Origin of the sequence: Isoptericola sp. 178, from assembly GCF_030586525.1 — a bacterium.
In the GTDB taxonomy this organism is placed as follows: Bacteria; Actinomycetota; Actinomycetes; order Actinomycetales; family Cellulomonadaceae; genus Isoptericola; species Isoptericola sediminis.
In genome coordinates this window covers 131634-157390 of record NZ_JAUQYN010000004.1, presented here as the reverse complement: position 1 = coordinate 157390, position 25757 = coordinate 131634, and the positions used below count along the sequence as shown (strand labels likewise).

Below are 25757 nucleotides of genomic sequence, written 5' to 3'. Positions count from 1 at the left end.
GGAGATCCGTCCGGGGCCCTCGTGTCGCGGTGCGGGCCGTCAGCGCCGCAGGTGCTCGAGCAGGTCGAGCGCCGCCTCGTGGTCACGGGGCAGCCGCTCCATCCACACCCGGACCGGCCGACGCATCGTCTCGGAGACCCCGAGGATCTGGGCGTTCCGCTCGATGATGCGACGCACGCCCTGGGACAGGCGCGGGATGTCCGCCGACCGCTCGCACAGGACGGCGAAGACGCCGTCGCTGAGGGACGCCATCGGGTGCCCGCCGCCGAACACCTGGTCCAGGGTCCGCCCCACCGACGCGGCGCGTGCCATGCGTTGCCAGGGGTCCAGCGCCTCGACGGCCACGTCCACCACGACCAGGCAGTGGGACTCGGACGCCTCGACGCCGTCACGTTCCGCCCGTCCGTAGGTCTCGCGCAGCCGCTCGCCCAGGTAGTCCCCCGTCGGCAGGCCGGTCGCGGGATCACGGACACCGCTCAGGGCGGGCCGGCGCTCCCGTCCCAGCGCCCAGCCCAGGGCCGATCCGCGGACCGCGTCGACGTCGACCGGGGAGCCCACCGTCCGGAACAGGCAGGCGACGTCCTCCAGCGTCTCGTCCAGGGAGATGCCGGCGGCGCTGCGGGCGTTGCCCAGCCGGTGCGCGGGGGCCTCGGGCGAGCGGCCCTCGATGATGGCCTCGACGACCGCGTCCACGGCCGGGTGGTACCAGTCGCCCGGGCGCAGCCAGACCTCCGTCAGGCTCGTGGTGCGCCAGCGTTCGCGCGTGGCGACGGCGACGGTGTCGCCGGGCGGCAGGCTCATGCTGATGTGACTCTCATGGCCCCCCACTATGACGCAGAAACCCGCGACGTGTGCGGGTGAAACCGGCCCGGATCAGCCCGCTCGGCCGGGCGGCGACGTGCACGGGGTACGGATAGAGTGTGAGCGTCCCGTGTCGACGCGGGTGCAGAGGCCGACAACCGGGCGAGAAGCGGACGAGTGTGACCGACGTCTACGTGGGATCGGACGGATCAGCTCCCAGCGACGGCGAGCTGATCCTTGAGGTGCGCGGAGGCAGCCTCGAGGCCTACGGCGCCCTCTACGCACGGCACAGCGGCGCCGCCCGGGTCCTGGCGCGCCAGTACGTGCGGTGCGACGGCGACGCCGACGACGTGGTCTCCGACGCCTTCCAGCGGGTCCTCGGCGTGCTGCAGCAGGGCAACGGACCGGACACCCACTTCCGCGCGTACCTGTTCACCGTCGTGCGCCGTCTCGCCGCCGACCTCGCCCACGGCGCGCGCCGCACCCGGCCCACCGACGACGACGGGACCTTCGAGGACGCGATGGGTCCCTCCTCGTCCCCCGAGGACCCCGCGCTGGCCGGGTTCGAGAGCTCCGTGGTCGCCCGTGCCTACGACGGCCTCCCCGAGCGCTGGCAGGCCGTGCTCTGGTACACGGAGGTCGAGGAGCTCTCACCCGCCCAGGTGGCGCCCATCCTCGGGCTGACGCCGAACGGGGTCTCGGCCCTGGCCTACCGCGCCCGGGAGGGGCTGCGGGTCGGCTACCTGCAGCAGCACCTCTGCGGCGACCCCGCCGACTCCTGCCGGGCGGTGAACCCCCTGCTCGGTGGTTACGTGCGCGGCGGGCTCGCCCGCCGTGAGGTCGCCAAGGTCGACCGTCATCTCGAGGTGTGCCAGGACTGCCGGACCCTCGTGCTCGAGCTCGGCGACGTCGCCCACGGCATGCGCGCCGTCGTCGCGCCCCTCGTCGTCGGCCTCGCCGGGACCGCGATCCTCGGTGCGCTCCCGCTGGGCACCGCGACGATCGGCGCGGGCGCGGCGGCGGGTGCCGGCGTGGGAGCCGGTGCCGCGGGTGCAGGGGCGACGGCCGGGACCGTGGGGACCGGGGCGACGGCCGGGAGCGCGGGCGCCACGGCCGCCGGGGCCTCGACCGTCGCCGGGACCTCCACGGCCGCCGGTGCGGGTGGGGCCGCGGCCGCCGGCGGGGCCGGAGCGGCCGGCGCCGGAGCAGCCGGCGCCGGAGCAGCCGGTACCGGTGCCGCGGGGGCCGGCGCCGGAGCGGCCGGTGCGGCCACCGCGGGCACGGCCACCGGGGCGGCCGCCGGCGGATCGGCCGTCGGCGGAGCGGCGGCAGCCGCCGGTGCCACGGCAGGGGCTGGTGCCGCCGGCGCCGCGGGAGTGTCCGGGGCGGCTGTCGTCGCCTCGACCGGCGCCGTGGCCGCGGCCACGGTCGGGGTCGTCTCCGTGCTCGGGGTGATCAGCGACGCCGACGCCGCGCAGGAGGTCCCGGACGGCGCCCCGGTGGCGGTCGAGGCGTCCCCGTGGCCGTCGGCGGACGCCGAGGGGCGGGCCGACCCGTCTCCCGGCCCGGACCCGCAGGAGGACCCCACCGACCCGGCGAACCTGCCGTGGCTCGCGGACGACCCCGGCATCCCGGTGCCGGCCGCGGTCAGCGTCCATGTGCCCGACGCCGACGCCGAGCTCCGGCCCCGCGCGACCGACTACCTCACCGTCCAGGTCTCCAACCCCGGAGGGCTCCCGGCCGTGGACGCCCACGTGCGGCTCACGTTGCCGGCGGGCATGCAGCACGCTCCGTCCTCGGCCATCCAGGGTGCCGGCGGCACCGTGCCGCGTCCGCTGACGGTCGAGACCCTGCCGTGCACCGCGACCGCGGAGCCGCAGCGGGTGCTGTGCCGGCTCGGCACGATCGACGCCGACGAGCAGACCACGGTGCGGGTGCCCGTCGTCGTGCGGGACGGCGGGTCCTACGACGTGATGGCGGAGGTCTGGGCGGAGGGCCTGGAGGTCCGCCGGCTGGCTCTGCCGCCGACCCGCGTGGGCTCGTTCGGCCCCGAGCTGACGACGCGGGCCGCCGACGCCGAGCTCGCCGCCAACCCGGGTCTGGGCACGGTCCCGTTCTCGGTGCGCAACACCGGCGACCAGCCCACCGGCGACGGGTGGGCCGTCCGCCTCCGGGTGCCGGCCGGGCTGGTGCCGCACTCCGTCACCGGCGGGCTGGACTGCGAGCCCTCGGCCGGCGGCGCCGGGGTCTGGTTCTGCTCGGGTGCCGTGCTGCAGCCGGGGGAGGCCGTGGACGCGGCCGTGAGCGTCGTCGTCGACGGCAGCACCGAGGCCGGTGCGTATACCGTCGACGTGGAGCCCGTCGCCGCCGACGACGGTCCGACGATCGCCGCCGCGTCCTCGGTGGGCGTGCCGGAGGGCTGGGCCGGGGTGCTCGCCGGGGTCGGTGGGGTGCAGGCCTCCTGCCGTGCCACCGGCGGCGTCGGCGTGGCCGACGCCGTGGTCTCCGGCACCTACACCAACACCACCGGCTGGACGGTGACGGTCGCGCTCGCCGCCGCCGGGTCGACCGCGACGGAGCGCCCGGTGCTGGTCCCGGGGGCGCGGGCCACGCTGACCGTGCCCGACGGGCTGCGGGTACCGGCGGGCAGGGCGACCTGGACGGTGTCGACCGTTGTCGCCGGGGAGACGTACAGCCGCGTCGTGGCCTCGGGCGCCCACGGCGCGGCCGAGTGCTACGACCCCCGGTGGGAGGTCGAGACCACCGCCGAGGCCGTCAACGTCGAGGGGCGGGTGAGCGTCCGGGGCACCATCGTCAACCGCGGTGACGAGCCGATGCAGGCGGGGATGTCGGCACTCGGTCGGGAGGCCGACCGGGTGCGGCTCGGTGCCGGCGAGAGCAGCACCTTCACGGTCCCGACCGGCAGCACCGCGACGGACGCCGGCCGCGTGACCTTCGACCTGTACCGCTGGGTGCTCGACGTCGACGGGGACGAGCCGGTCGTCGGGGTCGTGCCGGCCACCGCGCCGACGGCGACGTACCCGGCGGCGGCGATCGCCCCCGCCGTGGGCAAGGTCGTCCCCGCGGGTGCCTGCCGGTTCGACCCGGCCGCGGAGGTGTCGACGGGCACCTTCACCGTGCCGCTGGACAACTCGGCCTCGACGCTGCCGGTGGTGTTCCGGGTCGAGCTCGGCGACCGGTTCGAGCAGCTGCGCCTCGGGGGCGGGGAGTCCGCGAGGTTCGAGGTCGAGGTCCCGTGGGGGACCGACGAGGCCGTGGTCAGCGCCGACGGACGGAGCCTGGTGACCGTCGACGTCGGGTTCGCCGGGTGCGCGACCGCACCCGCTTCGCCGGACGTCGACGTCACGGCCGCCGCCCGGTGCGAGGACGGTGACGCGCGGCTGGTGGTCGACGTCCGTGAGCGGGACGGCCACGACTGGCGCGCGACGCTGCTGCGCGACGGCGACGAGGTCGCGGCCCGCGACCTGGCGGCCGACGGTGCCGTCCGGTTCGTCGTCGACGCCGACGGCGCGCGCCTCGCCGCCGGGGAGGTGACGGTCAGCCTGACCCGGAGCGTGGAGGGCACCTCGACCACGGTCCGCCGGACGGTCGAGCACGGAGGCACCCGCTGCGTGGTGATCGCCCCCTCCGCGTTCCTCGACGAGGGGTCCCTCGAGACGGAGTCCTCCGGCGACGGGACGACCTCGTGGCGCGAGGTCGGGGTCGTCCTGGACAACACCGGCTCGACCGTGGAGGTCGACTTCCGCGTCGAGGGTCCCGGGGGCGACACCGAGGTGACGGTGCCGGCACGCGCGACGCGGACCACGGAGGTCCAGCGGGTCGACGGCCGACAGGGGGGACGCTGGACGGTCTCCACCGAGACGTGGTCCACGACGCTCGACGTCGCGGCGTTCACGGGGGCCGAGGCCGGCTGGTGCGCCGAGCCGATCGGCTGGGGCCAGCGCTACGCCACCGGTGAGGTGCGGTCGTGGAACGGCGTCGACTACCGCTACCGCGGCGTGAGCGGCGACGAGGGGGACCCCCCGGGGCAGGTGGGGCGGTCCGAGCGCAACGGACGGGCGCCGGGCGGGACCGACGGCAGGTTCGACCGGTCCGAGCGGACCGAGACCTGGGCCGGCGGCTGGTCCCGCTGGGAGCAGGTCGGCGACTGCGAGGAACGCTGAGCCGGCCGGCGGGCGGCCGGCCGACCCCGGTGCTCAGACGACGCCGTAGAGGCGGTCTCCCGCGTCACCCAGGCCGGGCACGATGAACTTGTGCTCGTTGAGCCGCTCGTCGACCGCGGCGGTGACGATCTGGACGTCGGCGCGCTCGCCGATCGCCTCCTTGACGACCTCCAGGCCCTCCGGCGCGGCCAGCAGGCACACGGCCGTCACGTCGCGCGCGCCCCGCTCGAGGGCGTAGTCGATCGCTGCCACGAGCGTGCCGCCGGTCGCGAGCATCGGGTCCAGGAGGAAGACCTGCCGGTCGGTCAGGTCGTCGGGCAGACGGTTGGCGTAGGTGACCGCCTCGAACGTCGACTCGTCGCGCTGGAGCCCGAGGAACCCGACCTCCGCCGTCGGCAGCAGTCGCGTCAGGCCGTCGAGCATGCCGAGGCCGGCCCGCAGGATCGGGATGACGATCGGGCTCGGGTGACTCATCCGGACACCGGTGGTCGTCGTGACCGGCGTGCGGATCTCCTTCTGCTCCGTCCTGACGTGCCGGGTCGCCTCGTAGGCGAGCAGCGTCACGAGCTCGTCGACCAGCAGCCGGAAGATCGGCGACGGTGTCGACTCGTCACGCAGCACGGACAGCTTGTGGGCGACGAGCGGGTGGTCGGCGATGTGCAGGCGCATGGTCACACGGTACCGGTCGCGCCCGGGCGCGGACCGCACGGCGGCGGGCCCGGCCGGTCGTGCCGGCCGGGCCCGCCGGGTCCCGCGTGCGGTGCCGGTCAGCCCTGCCGGAGCCGGCGTCGCACCAGGAACAGGCTCGCACCGGCCGCGACCAGCAGCGCGGCGACGGTGATGGCGATGCCGACCGCAGCCCCGGTGCGGGGCAGCTCGGCGTCCGGTGTGCCGTCCGCCACGGGCACCGGTCCGTCCGCCTCGTCGCCGCCGCCCGCCGGGGTCCCGCACCCCTCGGACGGGGGTGTGACGTCGACGACGGCGGGCTCGCCGGGACCAGCCCCGAAGCTCACGCGCAGGGCGTCGCCCGGAGCCTGGCCGGGCCACGCGAGCCGACCCGCGAGGGGCTGGTCGGTGAGCTCGACGGCGGACCCGTCCTGCGCCAGGAACGTCACGGTCAGGGGCCTCGCGTCCTCCGGCTGCGCGCCCTCGGGCAGGGCGACGTCGTAGACCAGGACGGCTTCACCCGCCTCGCAGACGGCGGTGACGTCGCGGGGTTCGGGAGCGCAGGTCGCGTCGGTGAAGGTCACCAGGTCCCGGGGGTACAGGGCCGTGGTGGCGCCGACCGCGGTGTACCCCTCCGGCAGCTCGCCGAACGTGCTGCCCTCGGCGGCCTCGGCGACCACGCCCTCGTCCGTCGTGGTGTAGGTGACCTCGACGCCGTCGCGGGGGGCGACGAGCTCGTCGCCGGCCGTGCCGCAGAGGTCGACGGGCGTCGGGGGCTCGGGCACCACGACGACGGGTCCGTCGTCGTCGCACCCTGTCCGGGAGAACTCGAAGGTCCACGACGTCGCGGCCCCGTCGGCGAGCAGCACGTCCGCACCGGGGGTCGCGGTGACGGTGGCCTGCGAATGGTCGTCGGCCCAGGTGACCGAGTACTCGGCCAGCTCGGACTCGGGAAGCTCCACGCGGCCCTCGGTGTCGCACGCCTCGACGGGTGCCGGCTCCGGCAGTGTCACCGGTTCCGCGACGTCGCACGGGGGCACCGTCACGAGGTCGTCGAGGTCGTCGTGCCGCCAGTCGACGAGGTGCCCGGCGAACCCGCCGTCCGGCCAGACGATCCGCGTCGGGATCTCGAAGCCGTCGCTGACGTCGGCGACGTCCTGCTGGACGCCCCAGCCCGTGCCGCAGACGTCGGCGGGGAGGTTCTCGACGGGGAAGTCCTCCTCGTCCCAGAAGCTGTGCCCGTCGCGCTGGACGAGCAGCTCCTGCGGGCCGGAGTTGTGCCATGCGGCCGGCTGGTCCGGGTGCACCTTCTCGTAGAGGTACAGGCCGGTGACGAGACGCTCCTCGGGGGCGGCCTCGGCGGCACAGGGCGTCGTCTGCCCCGACCACTCCCGGTCCCACTGGTCGTCGTCGAGCGCATCCACGGCGACGTGCCAGGTGTGCGCGACGGAGCCGTCGTGGTCGAAGGACGCGGCGTACCGGGAGGTGAACCCGGCGTCGTCCAGGATCTCGTCGTCCACGGTGACGGTCACGCGGGCCCCGTCGTAGTACCGCAGCTCGACGTCGAGGCCGTCGCACGTGGCGGTGACGTCGGGGGTGTGGGCGGAGGCCGGTGCCGCGGCGACGAGCAGGCTCCCGAGAGCCAGCGTCGAGGTCGCGATGCTCGCCAGCAGTCGTCTCACGATGATGGTGGTCCCTTCGGCAGGAGGTCGAGCGCGCGCGGTGGCGCGCCCGATGTGGTGGGGGAACGATGCTCATCCCATCACCGGACCGGCCGAAAAGGAACAAAGATGACAATCCTCTGAGGGTTTTCACCCGCTGCCACCGGTGCGGCGGGCCGCCTCTACGCTGGTCGGGGGACGACGACGAGGAGCAGCCGTGGACGAGCGTGGCCTGGCCCTGCCGTGGGCCGACGATGCCTTCCCGCCGCGCACGCTGAGCGAGCGTCGCGTCGTGTGGGACCACCTGATGGGCCTGGCCCTGCACGAGGCGACCCACGCCCTGGCGACGGACGACGTGCCCGTCGGTGCCGTCGTCGTCTCCCCGGACGGGCGGCTGCTCGGCCTCGGGCACAACCGCCGCGAGCAGACCGGGGACCCCACGGCGCACGCCGAGGTGCTGGCGCTGCGCCAGGCCGCGGCGAGCTGGGGGGAGTGGCGGCTGACCGGCTGCACGCTGGTGGTGACGCTCGAACCGTGCGTGATGTGCGCCGGGGCGCTGGTGGCGGCCCGGGTGCAGCGCCTCGTCCTCGGCGCGTGGGACCCCAAGGCGGGGGCGACCGGCTCGGTGTGGGACATGGTGCGCGACCAGCGGTCCCTGCACGAGGTCGAGGTGATCGCGGGCGTCCGTGCCGAGGAGTGCGGTGCCGTGCTGCGGGAGTTCTTCGAGGCGCGCCGCTGACCGCGCCCGATCGCTGTGGGTATGAAATCTGCAGCTCTGGAGCTCTCGAGGCTGCAGATTTCATGCCCACAGCGGTGTGGACGGCGAGCCGTGGGGTCGGGACAGCCCGACCATGAGGACGTGGGTCCACCGCATTCCGCGCCGGCACGCGCCTGCCTAGTGTCGAGGACATGACCAGCACACCTGCGGCACCGCGCGACACCGCGCCGGCCGTCACGAGCCTGCCGGGGCTGCTGCGTGCACCCTGGGCGGGGGCCACCTGGCGCGGCCTCGCCCAGCTCGCGCTGGGTTACCTCTGGCTCGTCTCCGTGGGCCTGGTGGTCTTCGACCTCGTGCTCGTGGCGGCCTCCCTCGTGCCCGCGCTCGGGCTCGGCCTCCTCCTGCTGCCGCCGGCCCTGTGGGTGGCCCGGTGGTTCGCCACCGCCGAGCGTGCTCGCCTCGCCGCCCAGACCGGCGTCGTGCTGCGCGACCCGGGACGGCGGCGCCCGACCCGGCCCGGCTGGTGGGGGTGGACGACGGCGGAGCTCGCCGACCGGCGCGGCTGGCTCGCCACGGCGTACACCCTGGCCGGACTGGTCGTGGCGACCGTGTTCCTCACGCTCGCCGTGGCCGCGGCGAGCGGTGCTGTCGCGGCCGTCGTCCTCGGGGCGCGCCGCGTGACCGAGGCTGATCTCACCGCGCTGTGGGCGGTGCCGATCGCCGTCGTGCTCGCCTGGTTCGCCGCCGTCCTGGCCCAGCTCGGCACCCTGGCGACGACCGCGTTGGCCCAGGCGATGCTCGGCGTCTCCCCGGCGGCCGAGGCACGTACCGCACAGCGCGCCGCCGAGGCCGAGGCGCGCGCTGCCGAGACCGATGCCGCCACGGCCCGGCAGCGTGCCGTCGAGCTCACCGCCACCCGTGCCGCCGCCCTGGAGGCGGCCGACGCCGAACGGCGCCGCATCGAGCGGGACCTGCACGACGGCGCCCAGCAGCGTCTCGTCGCCCTCGGTGTCGCGCTCGGCTCGGCCCGCCGCGCTGCCGACCGGGACCCGTCGGCCGCGGTGGCGGCCGTCGAGCACGCGCACGCCGAGGTCAAGGAGACCCTGGCCGAGCTGCGCGACCTCGTCCGCGGCATCCATCCGGCGGTGCTCGCCGACCGCGGCCTGGACGACGCCCTGTCGGCGCTCGCGGCACGCAGCCCCGTGCCGGTCCGGGTGGAGGCCGGCCCCGGCCTGGACGCCGTGGGCGCCGGGGTGCAGGCCGCCGCCTACTTCGTCGTCGCCGAGGCGCTGACCAACGTCGCCCGGCATGCCGCGGCCACCCGCGCCCACGTGCGTGCCGCCGTCGTCCCCGTCGCCGAGGGCACCGACCGCCTGCTGGTCGAGGTGTCCGACGACGGCCGCGGCGGCGCCGAGGCGCGTCCCGGCTCCGGGCTGGCCGGCCTGCGCGGCCGTGTCGCCGCCCTGGACGGCACGTTCGACCTGACCAGCCCGCCCGGTGCGGGCACCCGTCTGCGAGTGGAGCTGCCGTGCGTGTCGTGATCGCCGAGGACTCCGTCCTGCTCCTGGACGGCCTGACCCGGTTGCTGCAGACCGAGGGGCACGACGTCGTCGGGCACCGCACCGCCGAGGAGATGGTCGCCGCCCTCACCGCGCCGGGCTCGTCGCTGCCGGACCTGCTCGTCACCGACGTGCGGATGCCGCCCTCGCACACCGACGAGGGTCTGCGTGCCGCCGTGCACCTGCGCAGCCTGTATCCGGAGCTGCCCGTGCTCGTGCTCTCGCAGTACGTCGAGCAGCGGTACGCCGCCGAGCTGTTCACGCACGGCACCCGCTCGGTGGGCTACGTCCTCAAGGACCGCGTGGCCGACGTCGACGAGTTCCTCGACGCCGTCGCGCGGGTCGCCGCCGGCGGCACCGTCCTCGACCCCGAGGTCGTCTCGCAGGTGCTCGCCCGATCCCGGCACGACCTGGACGACCTCACCGCCCGGGAGCGCGAGGTCCTCGGGCTCATGGCCGAAGGACTGTCCAACTCCGCGATCGCGGACCGGCTCGTCGTCGGGTCCGCGGCCGTGGAGAAGCACGTGACCAACATCCTCACCAAGCTGGGGCTGCCCGTGGACGCGGACACGCACCGCCGCGTCCTGGCGGTGCTGCGCTGGCTCGACCGGAACGGAGACGCACGATGAGCCAGGACCTGTCCCCCTCGGAGCCGCGCCGCAGCGGCGCGGCCCGGGTACTCCTCACGATCGGCGTCGTCGTCGGCGTGCTGATGGTGGCCTGGGCCGCCCTGCTCCTGGTGGACCGGGCGCTGTCCGAGACGCGCACCGACCTGGAGTCCTACGACCCCGTCGGGCAGGTGGAGCTGGTCGCCGACGGCGACGTGACCGTGCGGGCCGACGACGACGCCACGGACGTGAGCGTCGAGGTCGTCTCCCGCGGCGGACTGGCCACCCCGGAGTACACGGTCGCGACCGGTGACGGGTCGCTGGTGCTGGAGAACATCTGCCCGGACCGGGTGTGGTGGTCGTGGACCTGCGCCGGGGAGCTGCACGCCGTGGTGCCGGCCGACACGGTGGTGATGGTCCACACCGCCAACGGCGAGGTGCGGGCCGAGGGGCCGACGGGCGCCGTCGAGCTGCAGACGTCCAACGGCGACGTGGTCGCGACGGACCTCGGCGGTTCGTTGGAGGCGCGGACCTCGAACGGCGAGATCGACGCGACCCGGGTCGGCGGGGACGTCGACGTGCAGTCCTCGAACGGCCGGATCGGCGTCGTGGACGCCGCCGGCGGGGTCGTCGCCCGGTCCTCCAACGGCGACGTCGAGCTGCGGGACGTCGGCGGGGACGCCGAGGCCCGGACCTCCAACGGCGAGATCGACGTCTCGGGCGCCGCCGGCGACGTCGTGGCCCGGACGAGCAACGGCGACGTCACCGTGGTCGGCGACGGCGAGCCGGTGGCGCTGACCATCGAGACGTCCAACGGCGAACAGGTCATCGAGGCCCCGACCGACCCGGGGGCGTCGCGGACCGTGGAGATCCACAGCTCGAACGGGGACGTCGCCTACCGGGCGCCCTGACGCGGCCGCCTCAGATCGCCGGGATACGGATCCCGAAGACCTCGTACGCGGCCCGGCGTGCGGCGTGCCAGCCGGACATGCCGTGCACGCCGGGCCCCGGGGGCGTCGACGCCGAGCACAGGTAGACGTGCCCCGCCTGCCGGTAGGGGTTCGCCGCCGCGGTGGGCCGCGCGATCATGCGCCACAGGCTGGTCCGCCCGCCCGCGATGTCGCCGTCGACGAGGTTCGGGTTGTGCCCGGCCAGCTCGGCCGCGGGGGTGCACCGGGAGGCGACGACGGCGTCGCGCACCCCGGGGGCGAACCGCTCCAGCTGGTCGACGACCACGTCCGTGACGTCCCGGGTCGACCCGGCGGGCACGTGCGTGTACGCCCACACCGGCCGCAGGCCGCCGACCTCCCGCGACGGGTCGGCCACCGACGGGTCGCTGACCAGGCACACCGGCGCCGCCGCGTGGTCGCCCGCGGCGACCGCCGCCTCCGCCCACGCCATCTCCGCCCGGGTGCCGCCCACGTGCACCGTGCCCGCCCGCGCGACCTCCGGGTCCGCCCAGGGCACCGGTCCGTCGAGCACCAGGTCGACCTTGGCCGCCGCGTTGCCCGCGGGGAACCGCGACAGGGCGCGCCGGCAGGTGGGGAACAGGGCGTCGCCGATGACGTCGAGCAGCGTGCTCGCCGGGGTGTCGAACAGGTACACGTGCGCCGAGGGCAGGTCCGTGCACACCCGCACGGGGTGGTCGGTGACGACGGTGCCGCCGTGCGCCTCCAGGTCGGCCACCAGCGCCGCCGCGATCGCGCCGGACCCCCCGCGCGGGATCGGCCAGCCGCCGTCGAACCCTGCCGAGGTCGCGCCGCCCGGGGACGTGCCGGCGCCGTCGGGGACGGCGTGACCCAGCGCCCCGAGCAGCAGCGCGGTGCCCGCCGCCCCGAGCGACGGCATCGGGGCGATCGTGTGCGCCGCGACACCGGTGAGCAGCGCGGCGGCCTCCTCGGTGCGGAACCGGGCGCTCCACGCCCCCGTGCCCTGCTCGAGCATCGCCGCCCCGAACTGCGCGGCACCGAGCAGGCCACCGACGTCGGCCACCCCCCGGGGCAGCGACCGCTTGTCGCTCATCCCGACGGCGACCACCGCCTCCCAGCGCGCGGCCAGCGGCCCCAGCAGGGACCGCCAGGCGCCGCCGTCGACCCCGAGCCGGTCGGCCGTGCGCTCCAGGTCGCGGTAGGCGATCCCGGCCCGGCCGTCGGGCAGCGGCTGGGCGTAGGAGATCTCGGGGGTGACCAGCTCGACGCCGTGGGCGGGCAGGTCGAAGGCACGGAAGAACGGTGACGCCCACGCCATGGGGTGCACGGCCGAGCAGACGTCGTACGTCAGCCCGGGTGCCAGGTCGAGGTCCAGCGTGCGGGCACCGCCGCCCGCCGTGGGCAACGCCTCGAGCACCGTCACGGACAGTCCGACCCGGGCGAGCGTGACGGCGGCAGCCAGGCCGTTCGGGCCCGACCCGACGACGACCACGTCCTCCATGCAGGAAGCCTAGGACTCCTGGCGCAGCCCCGCGCGCACGGCCCCCGCGACCTCGGGGGCCAGGGTCCGGGCGAACGTCGTCGTCAGGTGCCCGTGGTCGAAGTACGCCGTGACGCCGCCGACCACCGGGTGGCAGACGTCGTCGCACATGAGGTCCTCGACGCTGGTGACGCTCACCGCACCGGTGGTGTCGGCGCTCGCGGCCGCGGCCAGGGGGTCCGGCTCCAGCGCCACCTCCGGCGGCGCGCCGCAGGCGTCCGGGTCGTCGCGGTGCTGGGTGAGGCAGTCCGGCACGTCCTCGGGCATCGCCGGGGTGTCGCGCAGGACGACGACGGGCAGCCCGGCGTCGGTGAACGTCGCCAGGGTCTCGGCGTAGGCCTCCTGGGCGACGCGTTCCTGGTCCTGCGGTGCCACGTCCGCCAACGGCTGGTGGGTGCGGTTCGACATGATCACCAGGTCGTAGTCGCCGCCGACGATGCTGTCCACGGCCCACCGGTTGGTGTCCCGGCAGGCCTCGGAGACGCCCTCCCCGGGGAGTTCCAGGGGCAGGTCGACGGTGTAGCAGACGGACTGCAGGTAGGTGTCGAGGCGCCAGCCCTCGGTGGCGATCGCGTCCTCGAGCGCGGGCAGCCAGTGCCCGGCGTGGGAGTTGCCCACCAGGGCGATCCGCGCCGTCGGGTCCTCCTCCTCGCCGTAGGTGCAGGTGTTCCGCGTGGTGAAGGGTGAGTTGTTCCAGCAGCCGTCGTCGTACACGGCGGGCTTGTCGTCGGCGGCGGCCTCGGGCGGCCAGACCAGGCCCGGGTCCGCGCAGGAGTCGTCCCGCACCACGGTGGCGCCCACGCACGGGGCGGCCTCGGCGACGGCGGCCCGGGCCTCGGTGATCGCCTCGCGCTCGTCCGCGGTGGCCTGCGCGGTCACGGCCGCGGCGGTGCCGCCGACCACGACGACGGTCCCGGCGAGCAGGACGAACGTGGCGGCGAGCCGCCGGGTCAGCAGCGGCTGCCAGCGCAGGCGCTCCTCCACGTACCGGCGGGAGACCGCGGCCAGCAGCAGCGTCACCGCGAGCACCGCGAGCATGTCGGCGGCGGTCAGCTCGCGCCCGATCGCGAACGGCACGATGACCACGAGCGGCCAGTGCCACAGGTAGGCCGAGTAGGAGGTGTCGCCCAGCCACTGCACCGGCCGCACGCGCAGCAGGGCGCCGGGGCCGGTGCGGGTGTCGTCGGCGTCCGCGGCGATGACCAGCGCGGTGCCCACGGTCGGCAGCAGCGCCGTGTAGCCCGGGAACGCGGTGGCGGAGTCGTAGGCGAGGACGGCCGCGACGATCATCGCCAGACCGAGCCAGGCGGTCGCGGCGCGCACCCCGTCGTGGCGCAGCAGCATGCGCGATGTGCCGGCGCGGACGGCGAGCACCGCGGCGAGCAGGCCGCCGAGCCCGAGCTCCCAGAACCGGGTCGTCGACACGAAGTAGGCGGCGGCCGGCTCGACCCGGGTGGCCCACACCGACCAGCCGAGGGACGCCACGACGACCGTGCCGGTCAGCGCGACCGCGAGGACCGCCGTCGGGCGCTCGCCGTCGAGGCGTCCCGGGCTGCCAGCGCGGCGGCCGAGGCGCACGCCGAGCCAGGCGACGGCGGCGAGGAGCAGGGGCCACAGCAGGTAGAACTGCTCCTCGATGGACAGCGACCAGTAGTGCTGGACGGGGGAGTGCAGCTGGTCCGCCGCCAGGTAGTCCGTCTCGCTCGCGGCCAGCACCCAGTTCTCCACGTACAGCGCCGAGGCGAGCACCTCCCGGCCGACCTGCGCCAGCGCGGTGACGGGCAGCCACACGGCGGCGGCGACCAGGGTGACGAGCAGGACGAGGCTGGCGGCCGGGATCAGGCGGCGGACGCGTCGTCCCCAGAAGTCCAGCAGGTCGCGGCCGCTGCGGATCGGGCGCCGCAGCAGGTGGCTGGTGATGAGGAACCCGGAGACGACGAAGAACACGTCCACGCCGACGTACCCGCCGGTGACCGCGGCCGGCCACAGGTGGAAGCCGAGCACCGCGGCGACGGCGACGGCACGCAGACCCTGGATGTCGGTCCGCGGGGAGGAGGGGGTGGACACGGGTCAGAGCATCTCATCCACGGCTGGGAGCGGCGGCCCGGCGGTCGGTCGCCGGCTCAGAGCAGCTCGGCCAGCGCCGCGAGCGTCTCGCTCGCCCCGGCGTCCACCTTGACGGTGGCCAGCGGGTCGCCCCGGGTCTCGCCGCGGTTGACGATGACGACGGGCTGACCGTTCTTGGCGGCGCGGCGCACGAAGCGCAGGCCGCTCATCACCGTCAGGCTCGTGCCGGCCACGAGCAGGGCGTCGGCCGACTCGACGAGCGCGAAGGCTCGCTCGACCCGCTCGCGCGGCACGTTCTCGCCGAAGTAGACGATCTCGGGCTTGAGCACCCCGCCGCAGAACTCGCAGTCGGCCGGGTTGAAGTGGGAGGTGCGGGCGATGACGGCGTCCGCGTCGGGGGCGACCTCCACGTCGGCGACGGTGGTGCCGCCGTCGAGCACGGACTCGATGAACCCCGGGTTCAGGGCGTCGAGACGCTCGGCCAGATGGGCGCGGGAGATGGTGCGGCCGCAGCTCAGGCAGACGACCGAGTCGTAGCGTCCGTGCAGGTCGATGACGGTGCGTGACCCCGCGTCCTCGTGCAGCAGGTCGACGTTCTGGGTGATGACCCCGCGCACGATGCCGCGGTCCTCGAGGTCGGCCAGCACCCGGTGGCCCTCGTTCGGGTGGGTGCGGTGCACGTGCCGCCACCCGACGTGGTTGCGAGCCCAGTAGTGCCGGCGGAAGTCCGGGTCGCCGACGAACTGCTGGTATGTCATGGGGTTGCGGGGCGGGGAGTCGGGGCTGCGGTAGTCGGGGATCCCCGAGTCGGTGGAGATGCCGGCGCCCGTCAGCGCCGTGAACGTGCCGCCCCGCAGCAGGCGCGCCGCGTCGACGACGTCCCCGTGCTGGATCACCGCGTCGGGCGGCAGCTCCCAGCGACGTTCCTGATACGTCGGCGCGAGCGGTCGGGCGGCGGGTTCCACCCGTCGAGCGTACGACGACCGGACCTCCGGAGCGGTGGCTCGGGTCACGCCCCGGCTGTCGTGCGGGTCACCCGGGCGTCGGTCCGCGGACGGATGTCCCGGGTCGTCACCACGACGGTCGCCGTCGCGCCGAGGCTCCGACCAGGGGTGAAATCGCCGGCCGCGCCAGCGAGTGACCTGGATCACAGGAAGCGTGGTGTCTTGTACGCAGCGCGGGGGCACTGTCGAGTCCGCCCACCACCGAGGGCGGACCAGGACGCGGGAGCGGGACATGCGCAGACTGCGCGAGTCGGCCGGCATCGGGATCGTCACTGCAGCAGCCGTCACCGCGACGGTGCTCGTCGCACCACCGGCGTACGCCGATCCGGTGGACGACTTCGCCGAGGACGTCGCCGCGTGGGCCCTCGGATTCGCCGAGCAAGAGGTCTGGGCGACCCCCCTGCCGGTGGTCAACGTGTCCCCGGCGCAGGTGCTGGCCGACGCGGACACCGGGTTCGGCAACGACCTGTCCGCCCTGGGGGGCGGCCGCTACCGACTCGAGGTCAGTCAGGACGTCCCGGCCGCGTTCTCGCTCGAACCGGGATTTCCGCTGTCCTCGGGTCCGGGCGAGGTCACGGTGGCGGTGAGCGTGGGGCTCGAGTTCACGGTCGGCTCGGAGGAGGTCGGCGGCACCGACGAGTACTTCGTCGTCGCGACCGGGGCGGACGCTCCCGAGCTCTTCGCCACCGTCGACCTCGACGGGTTCGGCGGTGCCGTCGCCACCTCGGTCGGCCTCGTCGGTGGCCAGATCACCAGCGACGACGTCGCGCTGCACGCGACCTACGGCGGGACGCTCGACGACCCCGACGGCGACGGGCGGCTGGCCTTCGCCGGCACGGACGGCACGCCCGGGGACGGCGAGCTGTCCGTCGACGGGTCCGCCGTCGGCCTGAGCACCGTCGAGCTGACGTCGTCCTCCGCGAGCGGGAACCTCACGGTCACCACCGAGGCCGGGTACGTCCCCGCCGTCGCGGGCGGCATCGCCTTCACCTGGACCGACCTGAGCGACGCCGCGACGCTCAGCGTCACGCCCGACGCCGACTTCGACGTCCTCGGCGACTTCCTCAACATGTCCCAGCGGGACGTCGCCGAGGGGCTCGTGCTGCTCAAGTCGACCGTCGTGGCGATGCAGCGCACCCCGGACAACGTCGACCTGCCGTTCATGCGCGGCACGGCGGCGGACGCCGTGCACCTGGCGGAGAACCTCACGACGTTCCTCACCGACGAGATCCCCCAGGAGGGCGACGACGCCGGGATCCCCTCGTGGACCAGCCTCGAGGAGCTCTTCACCGCGATCAACGCCTCCGGCACCGGCCTCGGCGTCGCCGTCGCGGACTACGACGCCACGAACCACCGGCTGCCCTTCACCCTGACGTTCACCCGCAGCGACGAGGGCCCCGGCGACCTGTTCGTGCCCACGCCCGGCGCCGAGGAGGCCGGCGTCAAGACCGGTCTGGTCGAGCTCGGCAACCTGCTCACGGCGCCCGGGGGCCAGCAGGTCACCGGGGCGAACGAGCCGGAGCAGACCCCGGGTGCCCAGACCACCCGCGACTACAGCGTCGAGATCGAGCTCGCCCTCGACCTGCAGGACCCCGTCGTGTTCGACGAGCCGCAGCCGCAGACCGGCCCCGACGGGGAGGTCGTCGCCTATTACGACGAGGCACCCATCGGTATCGACCGGATGCTGTTCCGCTCGGCCACGGCCTCGGCCTCCTTCCCGATCACCGCCAGCTTCACCACGGCCGGGCAGATCGGGTTCGTCGGCGTGGAGGTGGACGGCAGCCTCGCCGTCGGGCCCGAGACCGGGGGCGACCCGATGCTGACCCTGGCCCTCGGCGGCACCGAGTACCGGACGCTGGGTGAGGTGATGGACGAGATCACCGCGGTGCCGTCCGGCGTGACGGCCGCCGTGGACCTGCACGTCACCGGCTCGGGCCAGGTGGACGTGCCGCTCGAGGGGCGCAGCTTCAGCTCCGACGGCGGCGCCGCCACCTTCTCCGTCGACTGCGACGTGACCCAGATCCCGGACTCCTGCACGCCCACGATCGAGTCGGGGCTGACCGACCTGCTCGCCCTCGACGTCGACACCGACGACCCCCTGGCGATGCTCGGCCGGCTGCTCACCGTCCTGACGCTTTTCGACGCCGGGCTGCGCTCCACCGACCTGCTCGGGGACACCGCGGACGTCTCGCTGCCGCTGGTCGACACGAGCATCGGCGACGTGCTCACCGGCGCCTCGGACGGGCTGGCCACGGCGACCGAGCTCTCGGCCGTGCTGGAGGAGGTCAGCACCACGCCGCCGGAGAACCTGCAGGACCTGCTGGGGCTGCTCGAGGACGCCATCGGCGCCGACCTGCCCGTCGAGCTCACCGAGGTCGACGGCACCCCGGCGCTCGTGCTCGACGTCGCGGTCGCCCGGTCGTACCAGACGTCCGCGCCGCTCTCCTTCGACCTCGGGGACGTGCCGCTGGTCAGCGCGAACGCCGACGCCGAGGTGGACCTGTCCGCCGAGGTCGACGCCAGCGCGGGGCTCGCGGTCTCCCTCGGCACGCCCTTCGAGGACGCCGGGGACGCCGCCACCCTGCGCGTCGTCGACCCGAACGTCACGGCGTCGGCCAGCGGGTCCGTCGACGGGCAGTTCGCCGTGTCCGTGGCGGGCCTGTCCGCCCAGCTCGGCGACGGCGGCACGCTCGGTGCCGTCGGGCTGACCGGCTCCTACGGGGCCTCCGGCGCCGTCGGGCTCGGGGACCTGCTCGGCGGTGACCTGTCCCTGACCGGCACCGACGACTGCTCCGGCGGGCCGCGGCTGCTCTGCGTGGACGCGCCCGTGTCCGTCGTCGGCACCTCGCTCGGCACGCTGTCGGTCACCCAGGACCTGCCCGGTGACGGGACGCTCAGCGGCGGCGAGGCGCTGCCGGCCCCCGACATCGACCTGCCCGACGACCTGGGCGACCTCACGGCGCTGCTCTACGACTCCGAGCTCGACCTGCTCGCGCTGCCGGAGTCGCTGCTGACCTACCTCGGGATCGTCTCCGAGGCGCTGCAGACGCTCAGCGGCGGCGGGAACTTCCCCCTCATCGGCCAGCAGCTCGCCGACGCCGCCACGACGCTGGAGGACGCCCGGACCGAGATCGAGCAGCTCGTCGAGGACACCGACGCGGCGCTGGAGACCGGCTACGCCGACGCCAAGGCGACGCTCGAGTCCGCGCCCGGGGTGACCTTGAGCGAGTACTGCGGCCTGCTGGAGCCCGCGACGGGTCTGTCCGTCTCCGCCGTCGACACGGTCACGGCGGACACGACCTACACGTACGCGATCGTGGCGCACAACGCCGACGGGGACCCCACCGGCTGGTCCGGCACGGACTCCGTCGACAACGACGCGGCCCTCGCCGCGGAGGGCCCGCGCAACGAGCTGACCTGGACGGAGAACCCGCGTGCCACCGGCTACTACGTGGTGCGCAGCACCGACGGCGGCACCACCTGGGAGCAGATCTCCGACGTGGCCGGCGCGAGCTACGTCGACGACGGCACCGGGACCCCGTCCGCGGCGCCCGACGACCCGGCCGAGGCCGACTACCCGCAGGCCGACTGCACCGCGAACGTGCGGGCGATCGACACGATCGTCCTGGAGTGGGCCTACGACCCGGGCAGCGGCGGCGACGCCGGCGCCCCGGAGTTCTCCGAGACCGTGCCGCTCGACCTGGGCATCCCCGGGCTGGCGCTGCGGGCGAGCGCGGCCGACGGCGCCGGCGGCGTCGGGGTCAGCCTCGACTACGGCTTCCGGGTCCGGCTGGCGCTGGACAAGGAGTCCGGCGTCGTGCTGCTCACCGACAACGGCGACGACGACGTGCCCGAGGGCTACGCCGTCGCCACGGCCCGGCTCGAGGACGCCGGGTCGGACCCCGACCTCCAGGCGGAGCTCGCGGTGCTGCAGGTCACGGCCGACAAGAAGGACGCGGCGTCCGACGAGCTGCAGGCCGAGCTCAGCATCGACCTGACCGGTACCCCGGACGCGATCACCATCGACGGCGAGGACCTCGAGGCGCTGCCCGTGGCCGACCTCGTCTCCTCGCCGCGTGACCACGTGGACCTGGCCGCCTCGTTCGACATCGACGTGTTCTGGGCGCTGGCCGCGGCACCCGAGATGGACGGGCAGACGCTACCCGGCATCGCCACCGACTTCTGCCTGCGCTGGTCGGTGGGCTGGGAGAGCGGCGGGGGCGGCGGGGGCGGCGGCTCCGGGTCCGAGTGCGAGGCACCCGACGACGCCGGGACGTACGCACCGACGTTCGGCAACGCCTCCAACGGCGTCGTGGGGACGCCGTCGATCGCCTTCACGGACATCGGGCTCGACCTCGGGCAGTTCCTCAGCGGGCAGATCAAGCCGGCGATCGACACCATCAACCAGGCGATCGACCCGCTGCGCCCGATCATCGACACCCTCTACGCGCCCATCCCGGTGCTGACGGACCTGTCGCAGGCCGCCGGCGGACCGGAGATCTCGCTCGTGACGCTCGCCGAGCTGTACAGCACGCTGGCGGGCGGCACGGACGTCACCGCCGTGAAGACGATCCTGCAGATCGTCGAGACGGCGAACACGGTCGACGACCTCCTCAGCAGCGCGGCCCCGGAGGACGGCGGCGTCATCCTGCCGATCGGCGACCTGGCGCTCGACGGCGCCGCGGCGAAGACGACGGCGGCGACCCCGGACCAGCTCGAGAAGCTCAAGGCGTCCTACGCCGCCGGGCCGGCGCCGACCGGCGGGGCCGCTCAGGTCGTCGCGGACCTCAGCCCGACCAACATCACGACGGCGGGCTTCGACTCCGAGCGCTACGGGTTCACCTTCACGTTCCTCGAGCAGCCCGAGCAGGTCGCGAACCTGCTCGTCGGCGGCGACGTCGAGATCGTGCGGTTCGATTCCGGGCCCCTGAAGCTCGGCTTCTCGATGAAGCAGTCCTTCGGCCCGGTGTACGCACCGCCGCCGGTGCTCATCACCCTGTCGGGGTCCGCGGGCGTCGAGGCGCGCATCATCGCCGGCCTGGACACCTACGGGCTGCGCAAGGCCGTCGAGGCCTGGCGCGACGGCACCGGCGTCGGCGTGCTGGACGCCCTCGACTCGCTGTACTTCGCCACCACCGACCTCGACGGCAAGCCGGTGCCGGTGCTGACGTTCTACGGCGAGCTGGCCGCGGGCGTCGCGGTGTCGCTGGTGGTCATCGAGGTCAGTCTCACCGGCGGCGTCGGGCTCACGATCTCGTTCTTCTGGAACGACCCGAACGACGACGGCAAGTTCCGCCTGTCCGAGATCGGGGAGCAGGTCAAGCGCAGTCCGATCTGCCTGTTCACGATGAGCGGGCGCGTGTACCTGTTCCTGCGGCTCGGGATCACGCTCGGCGTGAGCATCTTCTCGGTGAGCTTCACCCAGACGATCGCGGACATCACCCTGCTCGACTTCTCCGCGGAACCCGACTGCGAGCCCCCGCCGCCGACCCTGGGCGCGGTGGACGAGGTCGACGGCACCGACTACCTCGTGGTCTACGCGGGCCGGCTCGGCGTGGACGGCAAGCGCGGCGACTCCGCGTGGGACGCGCACGAGGACCCCGAGGACGACGCCGAGGTGTTCACCGTCATCGAGCGCCACGACTACTCCGCGGGGACCGAGCCCGAGGGCGGCTGGCCCGTCGTCGGCTACACCGTGCAGTGGAGCGGGTTCACCTCCAGCTTCGACGGCGAGGTCGACCGCGTCCTGCTCGACGGTCAGGGCAAGCAGACGCCGCTGCAGGTCTCGTTCGTCGGGGACAGCGAGGCGCCGCCGCCCGGGGACGACCCGGGTGACGTCGGCAGCGAGGTGGCCGCCGGCTTCCGCACCGCCGTCGTCGTGCGCGGATCCGAGGCCGACGACGTGATCCGCACCGACATCGGCCCGGCCTGGGTCGACGCCCGGGGCGGCGACGACAAGGTCGTGACCGCCAACCCGGACGGCGTCACCGTGCGGGTCTCCGGCGGCGCGGACGACGACACGATCGGCACCGCGCAGGGCCGCGCGTTCGTCGCGGGGGACACCACGCTCGACGCCACGGTCGCGACCGTCGACGGCGTCGAGGTGGCCGTCGCCCTCGGCGACCCCGGCGAGCAGGACGGCGGCGGTGACGACACCGTCAACGTCGGCCTGAACCGCAACGTGGTCTGGGGCAACGGCGGGGACGACGTCATCGGCGTCGTCGGCGAGCAGGGCGCCGACCGCGGCGGGGCGACGAACCTGCTGGCCGGCGGCCACGGTGCCGACCGCATCACCGCCGGCCCCGGGGACGACATCGTCTTCACCGGTCAGCGGGCCGACCTGCCGTTCGGCGCGAACGCCGACGTCACGATCCAGGGCGAGGCGTACACCCCGGGGTCCGCGCTCAGCGCGGCCCAGCTCGGGGCGCTCGCCGACGGCGACGGACGTCCGGACAGCGTGGACGACCCGGCGCAGGCCAACAACGTCGACACCGGGGCCGGCAACGACCTGGTCATCGGCTCGACGGTCCGCGACGTCGTCCAGGCGGGGTCGCTGGGCAGCCCGCCGCCGCAGCGCGCGTACCTGTTCGGCGGGGCCGACGAGGACATCCTGTCCGGCGGCTTCGGCGGGGACTGGGTGTTCGGCGGCCCGGACGACGACTACGTGCTCGCCGAGCCGCACGAGCTCTCGTTCGGCACCGGCGACGACGGGTTCGGCCCGGACCACGAGGTCACCCGCCTGCCGCTGCCGGAGGACGCCGTGCCGCAGGAGGACGTGCTGGTCGGCGGTGCCGACCGCGACCACGTCGTCGGCGGCGACGGTGGCGCGCAGGCCTGGGGCGACGCCTACCGGCCCGGCGAGCTGTGCGTCGCCGGCGACCCGGTGGCGAGCGACTCCGACATGCCGGACGCGGACGAGCCCGGTGCGCCGAACGCGGCGGACGACGACGACCTGATCCTCGGCGGTATCGGCGTGGACGTGGTGCGTGCCGGCGGCGGGGCCGACCGGCTCGAGCTGCGGGCCGCGGACGACCGCGGGTGCGGCCAGTCCGGGACCGACACGGTGTTCGCCGGCGCCGGGGCCGACCAGGTCTGGGGCGGCAGCGCGAAGGACGTCGTCCACGGCGAGAGCGGGCCGGACCTGCTCTACGGCAACGCCGGCCCGGACGTGATCTACGGGCACGGCGAGGAGGACGTCGCCGAGGGCAACGCCGGGTCCGACGTCGTGTCCGGTGGTGGCGCCGACGACATGCTGGTCGGCGGCACCCGTGCCGCCGGGCGGGCCGACACCGACGACCGGGTGTTCGGCGACGCCGGGGCGGACGTGATCGCAGGCGACAACATGACCATCGAACGGGCCGCGCCCGGCGCGCCCGGGGCACCGGTGCTGGCCGGCCGCGACACCGCCGACCGCGTGCTCGTCGAGCACGAGACGGGTTCGTCCCCGCCGGCGAGCACCTCCGGGCCCGACCGGCTGTACGGCGGCGCCGACGACGACGCGATCTTCGGCCAGGGCGCCGGGGACACGCTCTGGGGCGGACCCGAGGACGACCTGACGATCGGCGGGCGCGGCGAGGACACCGTGTTCGGCGAGGCGGGCCGGGACGACGTGGTGGGCGGCAGCGTGACGCCGCTCGGCACCGGGGAGCCCGGCGGCGCCGGCACCGAGGGCCAGCCGGACGACGGCGACACCCTGCGCGGCGGGTCCGAGGGCGACGTGATGCTCGGCGACAACGGTGTGGTCACCGTCGCCGCGGACGGTGCGGTGACCCCGCTGCTGCTGGGCCGCGACCGCGGGACGACGGAGCCGCGCACGATCCGGCTGCTCGACCTGGGCGTGGCCGCCGACGGCGACGACGCCGGGGACGACTGGCTGCGCGGCGACGGCGACGAGGACGTGCTCCTCGGCCAGGCCGACCCCGACCGGCTCGACGGCGGCGGCGCGGACGACGCCGTCGAGGGCGGACCGGGTGTCGACTGGGTCGAGGGCGGACCCGGCGACGACGACCTCGTGGGCGGGTCGACGACCCCGGCGGCGACACCGTCGTCCGACGAGCCCGGCACCGGGACCGGGGCATCCACGGGGCAGGGCGACGACGGCGACCTGCTGTTCGGCGAGACCGGCGACGACGCGATCCTCGGCGACGACGGGACGATCCTGCGCGGCGAGGGGGCCACGACCTCGGTGCTGGTGCGGTCCTCGACCGACGGCTCGCTCGTGCAGCAGCGCTCGGTGGTCCCGTACGACCTGGCCTCGGCGCAGGGTGGTGCCGACCTCGTCTCCGGCGGGAACGGCGTCGACCTGGTCTGGGGACAGGACGGTGGCGACGCCCTCAGCGGCGGGCCGCACGACGACTACGTCGAGGGCAACGGGGCCGCGGACGTGATCCGCGGCGACGCGCTCGTGGTGGAGATCGTCGGCGACGAGGCGGCGGCGCTCGGCCACTCCGTGCCGGTGCCCTCCGGCCTGTGGCGTGGGACGCCGTCGGTCCTCGCCGAGACGGGACCGGACGGTCAGGACGACCTGATCGGCGGGTCGGCGATCGCGGGCCACCGCGACGCGGGCGACGTGGTCTCCGGCAACGGGGAGCACGACGTCGTCCTCGGGGACAACGGCACGCTGCTGCGCGACCCGGTCGAGGACACCGGGAGCTGGGCCGACCGCGTGGAGCCGGACCGCTACCCGGCGGACACCGGTGACCCCGCCTACCCCGACCGGCTGTTCACGGTGCGGCTGCACGACCCGGACGCGCTACCGGCCGGGCACGACGGCGTCACCCGGTTCTGCACCGAGGACCAGGACACCTGCGAACCCGCCGGTGCGTTCGGCGACGACACGATCGACGGCGACGCCGGCGACGACCGGCTGTGGAGCCAGGACGGTGACGACACCGTGCACGGCGACGCCGGGTCCGACGACGTGATCGGCGGGCTCGGCGACGACGAGCTGTTCGGCGACGGGGGCCAGGACACGATCCTCGGCGACCGCGGCGGCATCGTCGGCCAGTGGATCGACACCACCGAGGAGGGCACCTTCACGGTCTCGGTCAAGGGTGTGCCGGACGAGTCGTACACCGGGCTGCGGCCGGGCACGTTCGACCGCCGGGTCGACCTTTTCTCCGACGTCGAGGACCGGGCCTGGGTGGACACGGCCGACGCGCCGATGCCGCACCCGGGCGAGACCGTCGGCGGTGCCGACCGGATCCGTGGCGGTGCCGACCGTGACGTCGTGTTCGGCGCCGCGGGTGACGACCTCGCCAACGGTGACGACGGCGGCGACTCCGTGTTCGGTGGTGCCGACTCCGACGTCTTGTGGGGCGGGCGCGGGCTCGCCGACGGGTCGCCGGATCGGGGTGACGAGGACCAGTACGTCGACCTCGTCTTCGGCGGGGAGTCGGTGCCTGGGTCCGGGACGGACTCCGTGGTGGGCGCGGACATCCTCGACTGGAAGCCGCGTGGCTCGGTCGACGACCCGGGCGTCACCTGCACGCTCGCCGACACCCCGCAGGGGACCCTCGGCGAGGTCGTGGACCCGTGCGCCTGGTTCACCATGACGAACACCGACGACGGGGACGTCACGAACGACCAGCACCACCACGGCACGGACTGGATCTACGGCGGACGGGACCGTGACGTGATGCAGGGCAACGAGTCGGCGAACGGGCCGAGCGACCAGGACGACCGGCTCATCGACTGGAACGGCGCGTTCAACCTGTACTCGCACTGCAACGCGGCGTACGGCGGGTGGAACGACATCCGCCAGCACAGCCCGTCGATGAAGGCGTTCCTGCAGGGTGTCGCCTACGGGGCCGGCGCCGGCCGGACGCCGGACGAGGCCGCGGACGACGGCACCTCGGCCTACCTCGAGCTGGCGATCGTCGAGCCGGGGGAGAAGGAGCACGGGTCGGGCAGCGCGTTCCCGACGACGCCGGGGCACTTCGACTCCCCGGCCGCCTGCGACGCGCCGTGACACCGGTCGGCGCGGGCCGGGATATCCCGGCCCGCGCCGATTCTTGCGGT

The 25757-nt window shown here is 74.8% G+C and carries 12 protein-coding genes; 6 read left to right on the top strand and 6 right to left on the bottom strand.

Features of this window, described 5'->3' with window-relative positions:
• Positions 1–39: 39 nt before the first annotated feature.
• Positions 40–801, bottom strand: coding sequence for a hypothetical protein (locus tag Q6349_RS13900; RefSeq protein WP_304604589.1), 762 nt, complete (start codon positions 799–801; stop codon positions 40–42).
• A 179-nt stretch (positions 802–980) separates the two neighbouring features.
• Between Q6349_RS13900 and Q6349_RS13895 the strand changes: the two genes are divergently transcribed.
• Positions 981–4985 carry a sigma-70 family RNA polymerase sigma factor gene (locus tag Q6349_RS13895; protein WP_304604588.1) on the top strand — a complete coding sequence of 1335 codons (4005 nt, stop codon included), beginning with the start codon at positions 981–983 and terminating at the stop codon, positions 4983–4985.
• A 33-nt stretch (positions 4986–5018) separates the two neighbouring features.
• Here the strand turns inward: Q6349_RS13895 and upp are convergent, their stop codons facing one another.
• On the bottom strand, positions 5019–5654 hold the full coding sequence (gene upp / locus Q6349_RS13890) for a uracil phosphoribosyltransferase (protein ID WP_171245974.1): 636 nt from the start codon (positions 5652–5654) through the stop codon (positions 5019–5021).
• Between the two features lie 98 nt (positions 5655–5752).
• Positions 5753–7333 carry an LPXTG cell wall anchor domain-containing protein gene (locus tag Q6349_RS13885; RefSeq protein WP_304604587.1) on the bottom strand — a complete coding sequence of 527 codons (1581 nt, stop codon included), beginning with the start codon at positions 7331–7333 and terminating at the stop codon, positions 5753–5755.
• 286 nt (positions 7334–7619) lie between these two features.
• On the opposite strand from Q6349_RS13885, the gene tadA reads away from it, so the two are divergent.
• From tadA to Q6349_RS13865, 4 genes are all read left to right on the top strand, one after another.
• On the top strand, positions 7620–8051 hold the full coding sequence (gene tadA, locus Q6349_RS13880) for a tRNA adenosine(34) deaminase TadA (protein WP_304604626.1): 432 nt from the start codon (positions 7620–7622) through the stop codon (positions 8049–8051).
• Positions 8052–8221: 170 nt separating this feature from the next.
• Positions 8222–9571: a sensor histidine kinase gene (locus Q6349_RS13875; protein WP_304604586.1), complete on the top strand. Its 1350-nt coding sequence runs from the start codon at positions 8222–8224 to the stop codon at positions 9569–9571.
• Positions 9559–10218, top strand: coding sequence for a response regulator transcription factor (locus tag Q6349_RS13870; protein ID WP_304604585.1), 660 nt, complete (start codon positions 9559–9561; stop codon positions 10216–10218). The genes Q6349_RS13875 and Q6349_RS13870 overlap by 13 nt, the downstream gene beginning before the upstream one ends.
• The gene (locus tag Q6349_RS13865) at positions 10215–11108 is read left to right on the top strand and encodes a DUF4097 family beta strand repeat-containing protein (protein ID WP_304604584.1); all 894 of its coding nucleotides are present in this window, start codon (positions 10215–10217) and stop codon (positions 11106–11108) included. The genes Q6349_RS13870 and Q6349_RS13865 overlap by 4 nt, the downstream gene beginning before the upstream one ends.
• A gap of 10 nt (positions 11109–11118) precedes the next feature.
• Here the strand turns inward: Q6349_RS13865 and Q6349_RS13860 are convergent, their stop codons facing one another.
• From Q6349_RS13860 to Q6349_RS13850, 3 genes are read right to left on the bottom strand one after another with little or no spacing between them, the layout of a single operon-like run.
• Positions 11119–12627 carry an NAD(P)/FAD-dependent oxidoreductase gene (locus Q6349_RS13860; RefSeq protein WP_304604583.1) on the bottom strand — a complete coding sequence of 503 codons (1509 nt, stop codon included), beginning with the start codon at positions 12625–12627 and terminating at the stop codon, positions 11119–11121.
• 9 nt (positions 12628–12636) lie between these two features.
• Entirely contained in the window at positions 12637–14733 is a 2097-nt protein-coding gene (locus Q6349_RS13855; RefSeq protein ID WP_304604582.1) for an acyltransferase family protein, read from the bottom strand.
• Positions 14734–14789: 56 nt separating this feature from the next.
• Positions 14790–15698 (bottom strand): Sir2 family NAD-dependent protein deacetylase, encoded by a 909-nt coding sequence (locus Q6349_RS13850; RefSeq protein WP_171245981.1) that lies wholly within the window; start codon positions 15696–15698, stop codon positions 14790–14792.
• 271 nt (positions 15699–15969) lie between these two features.
• Here Q6349_RS13850 and Q6349_RS13845 point away from each other — a divergent pair, with 271 nt between their 5' ends.
• Positions 15970–25707: a calcium-binding protein gene (locus tag Q6349_RS13845; protein ID WP_304604581.1), complete on the top strand. Its 9738-nt coding sequence runs from the start codon at positions 15970–15972 to the stop codon at positions 25705–25707.
• Positions 25708–25757 lie beyond the last annotated feature (50 nt).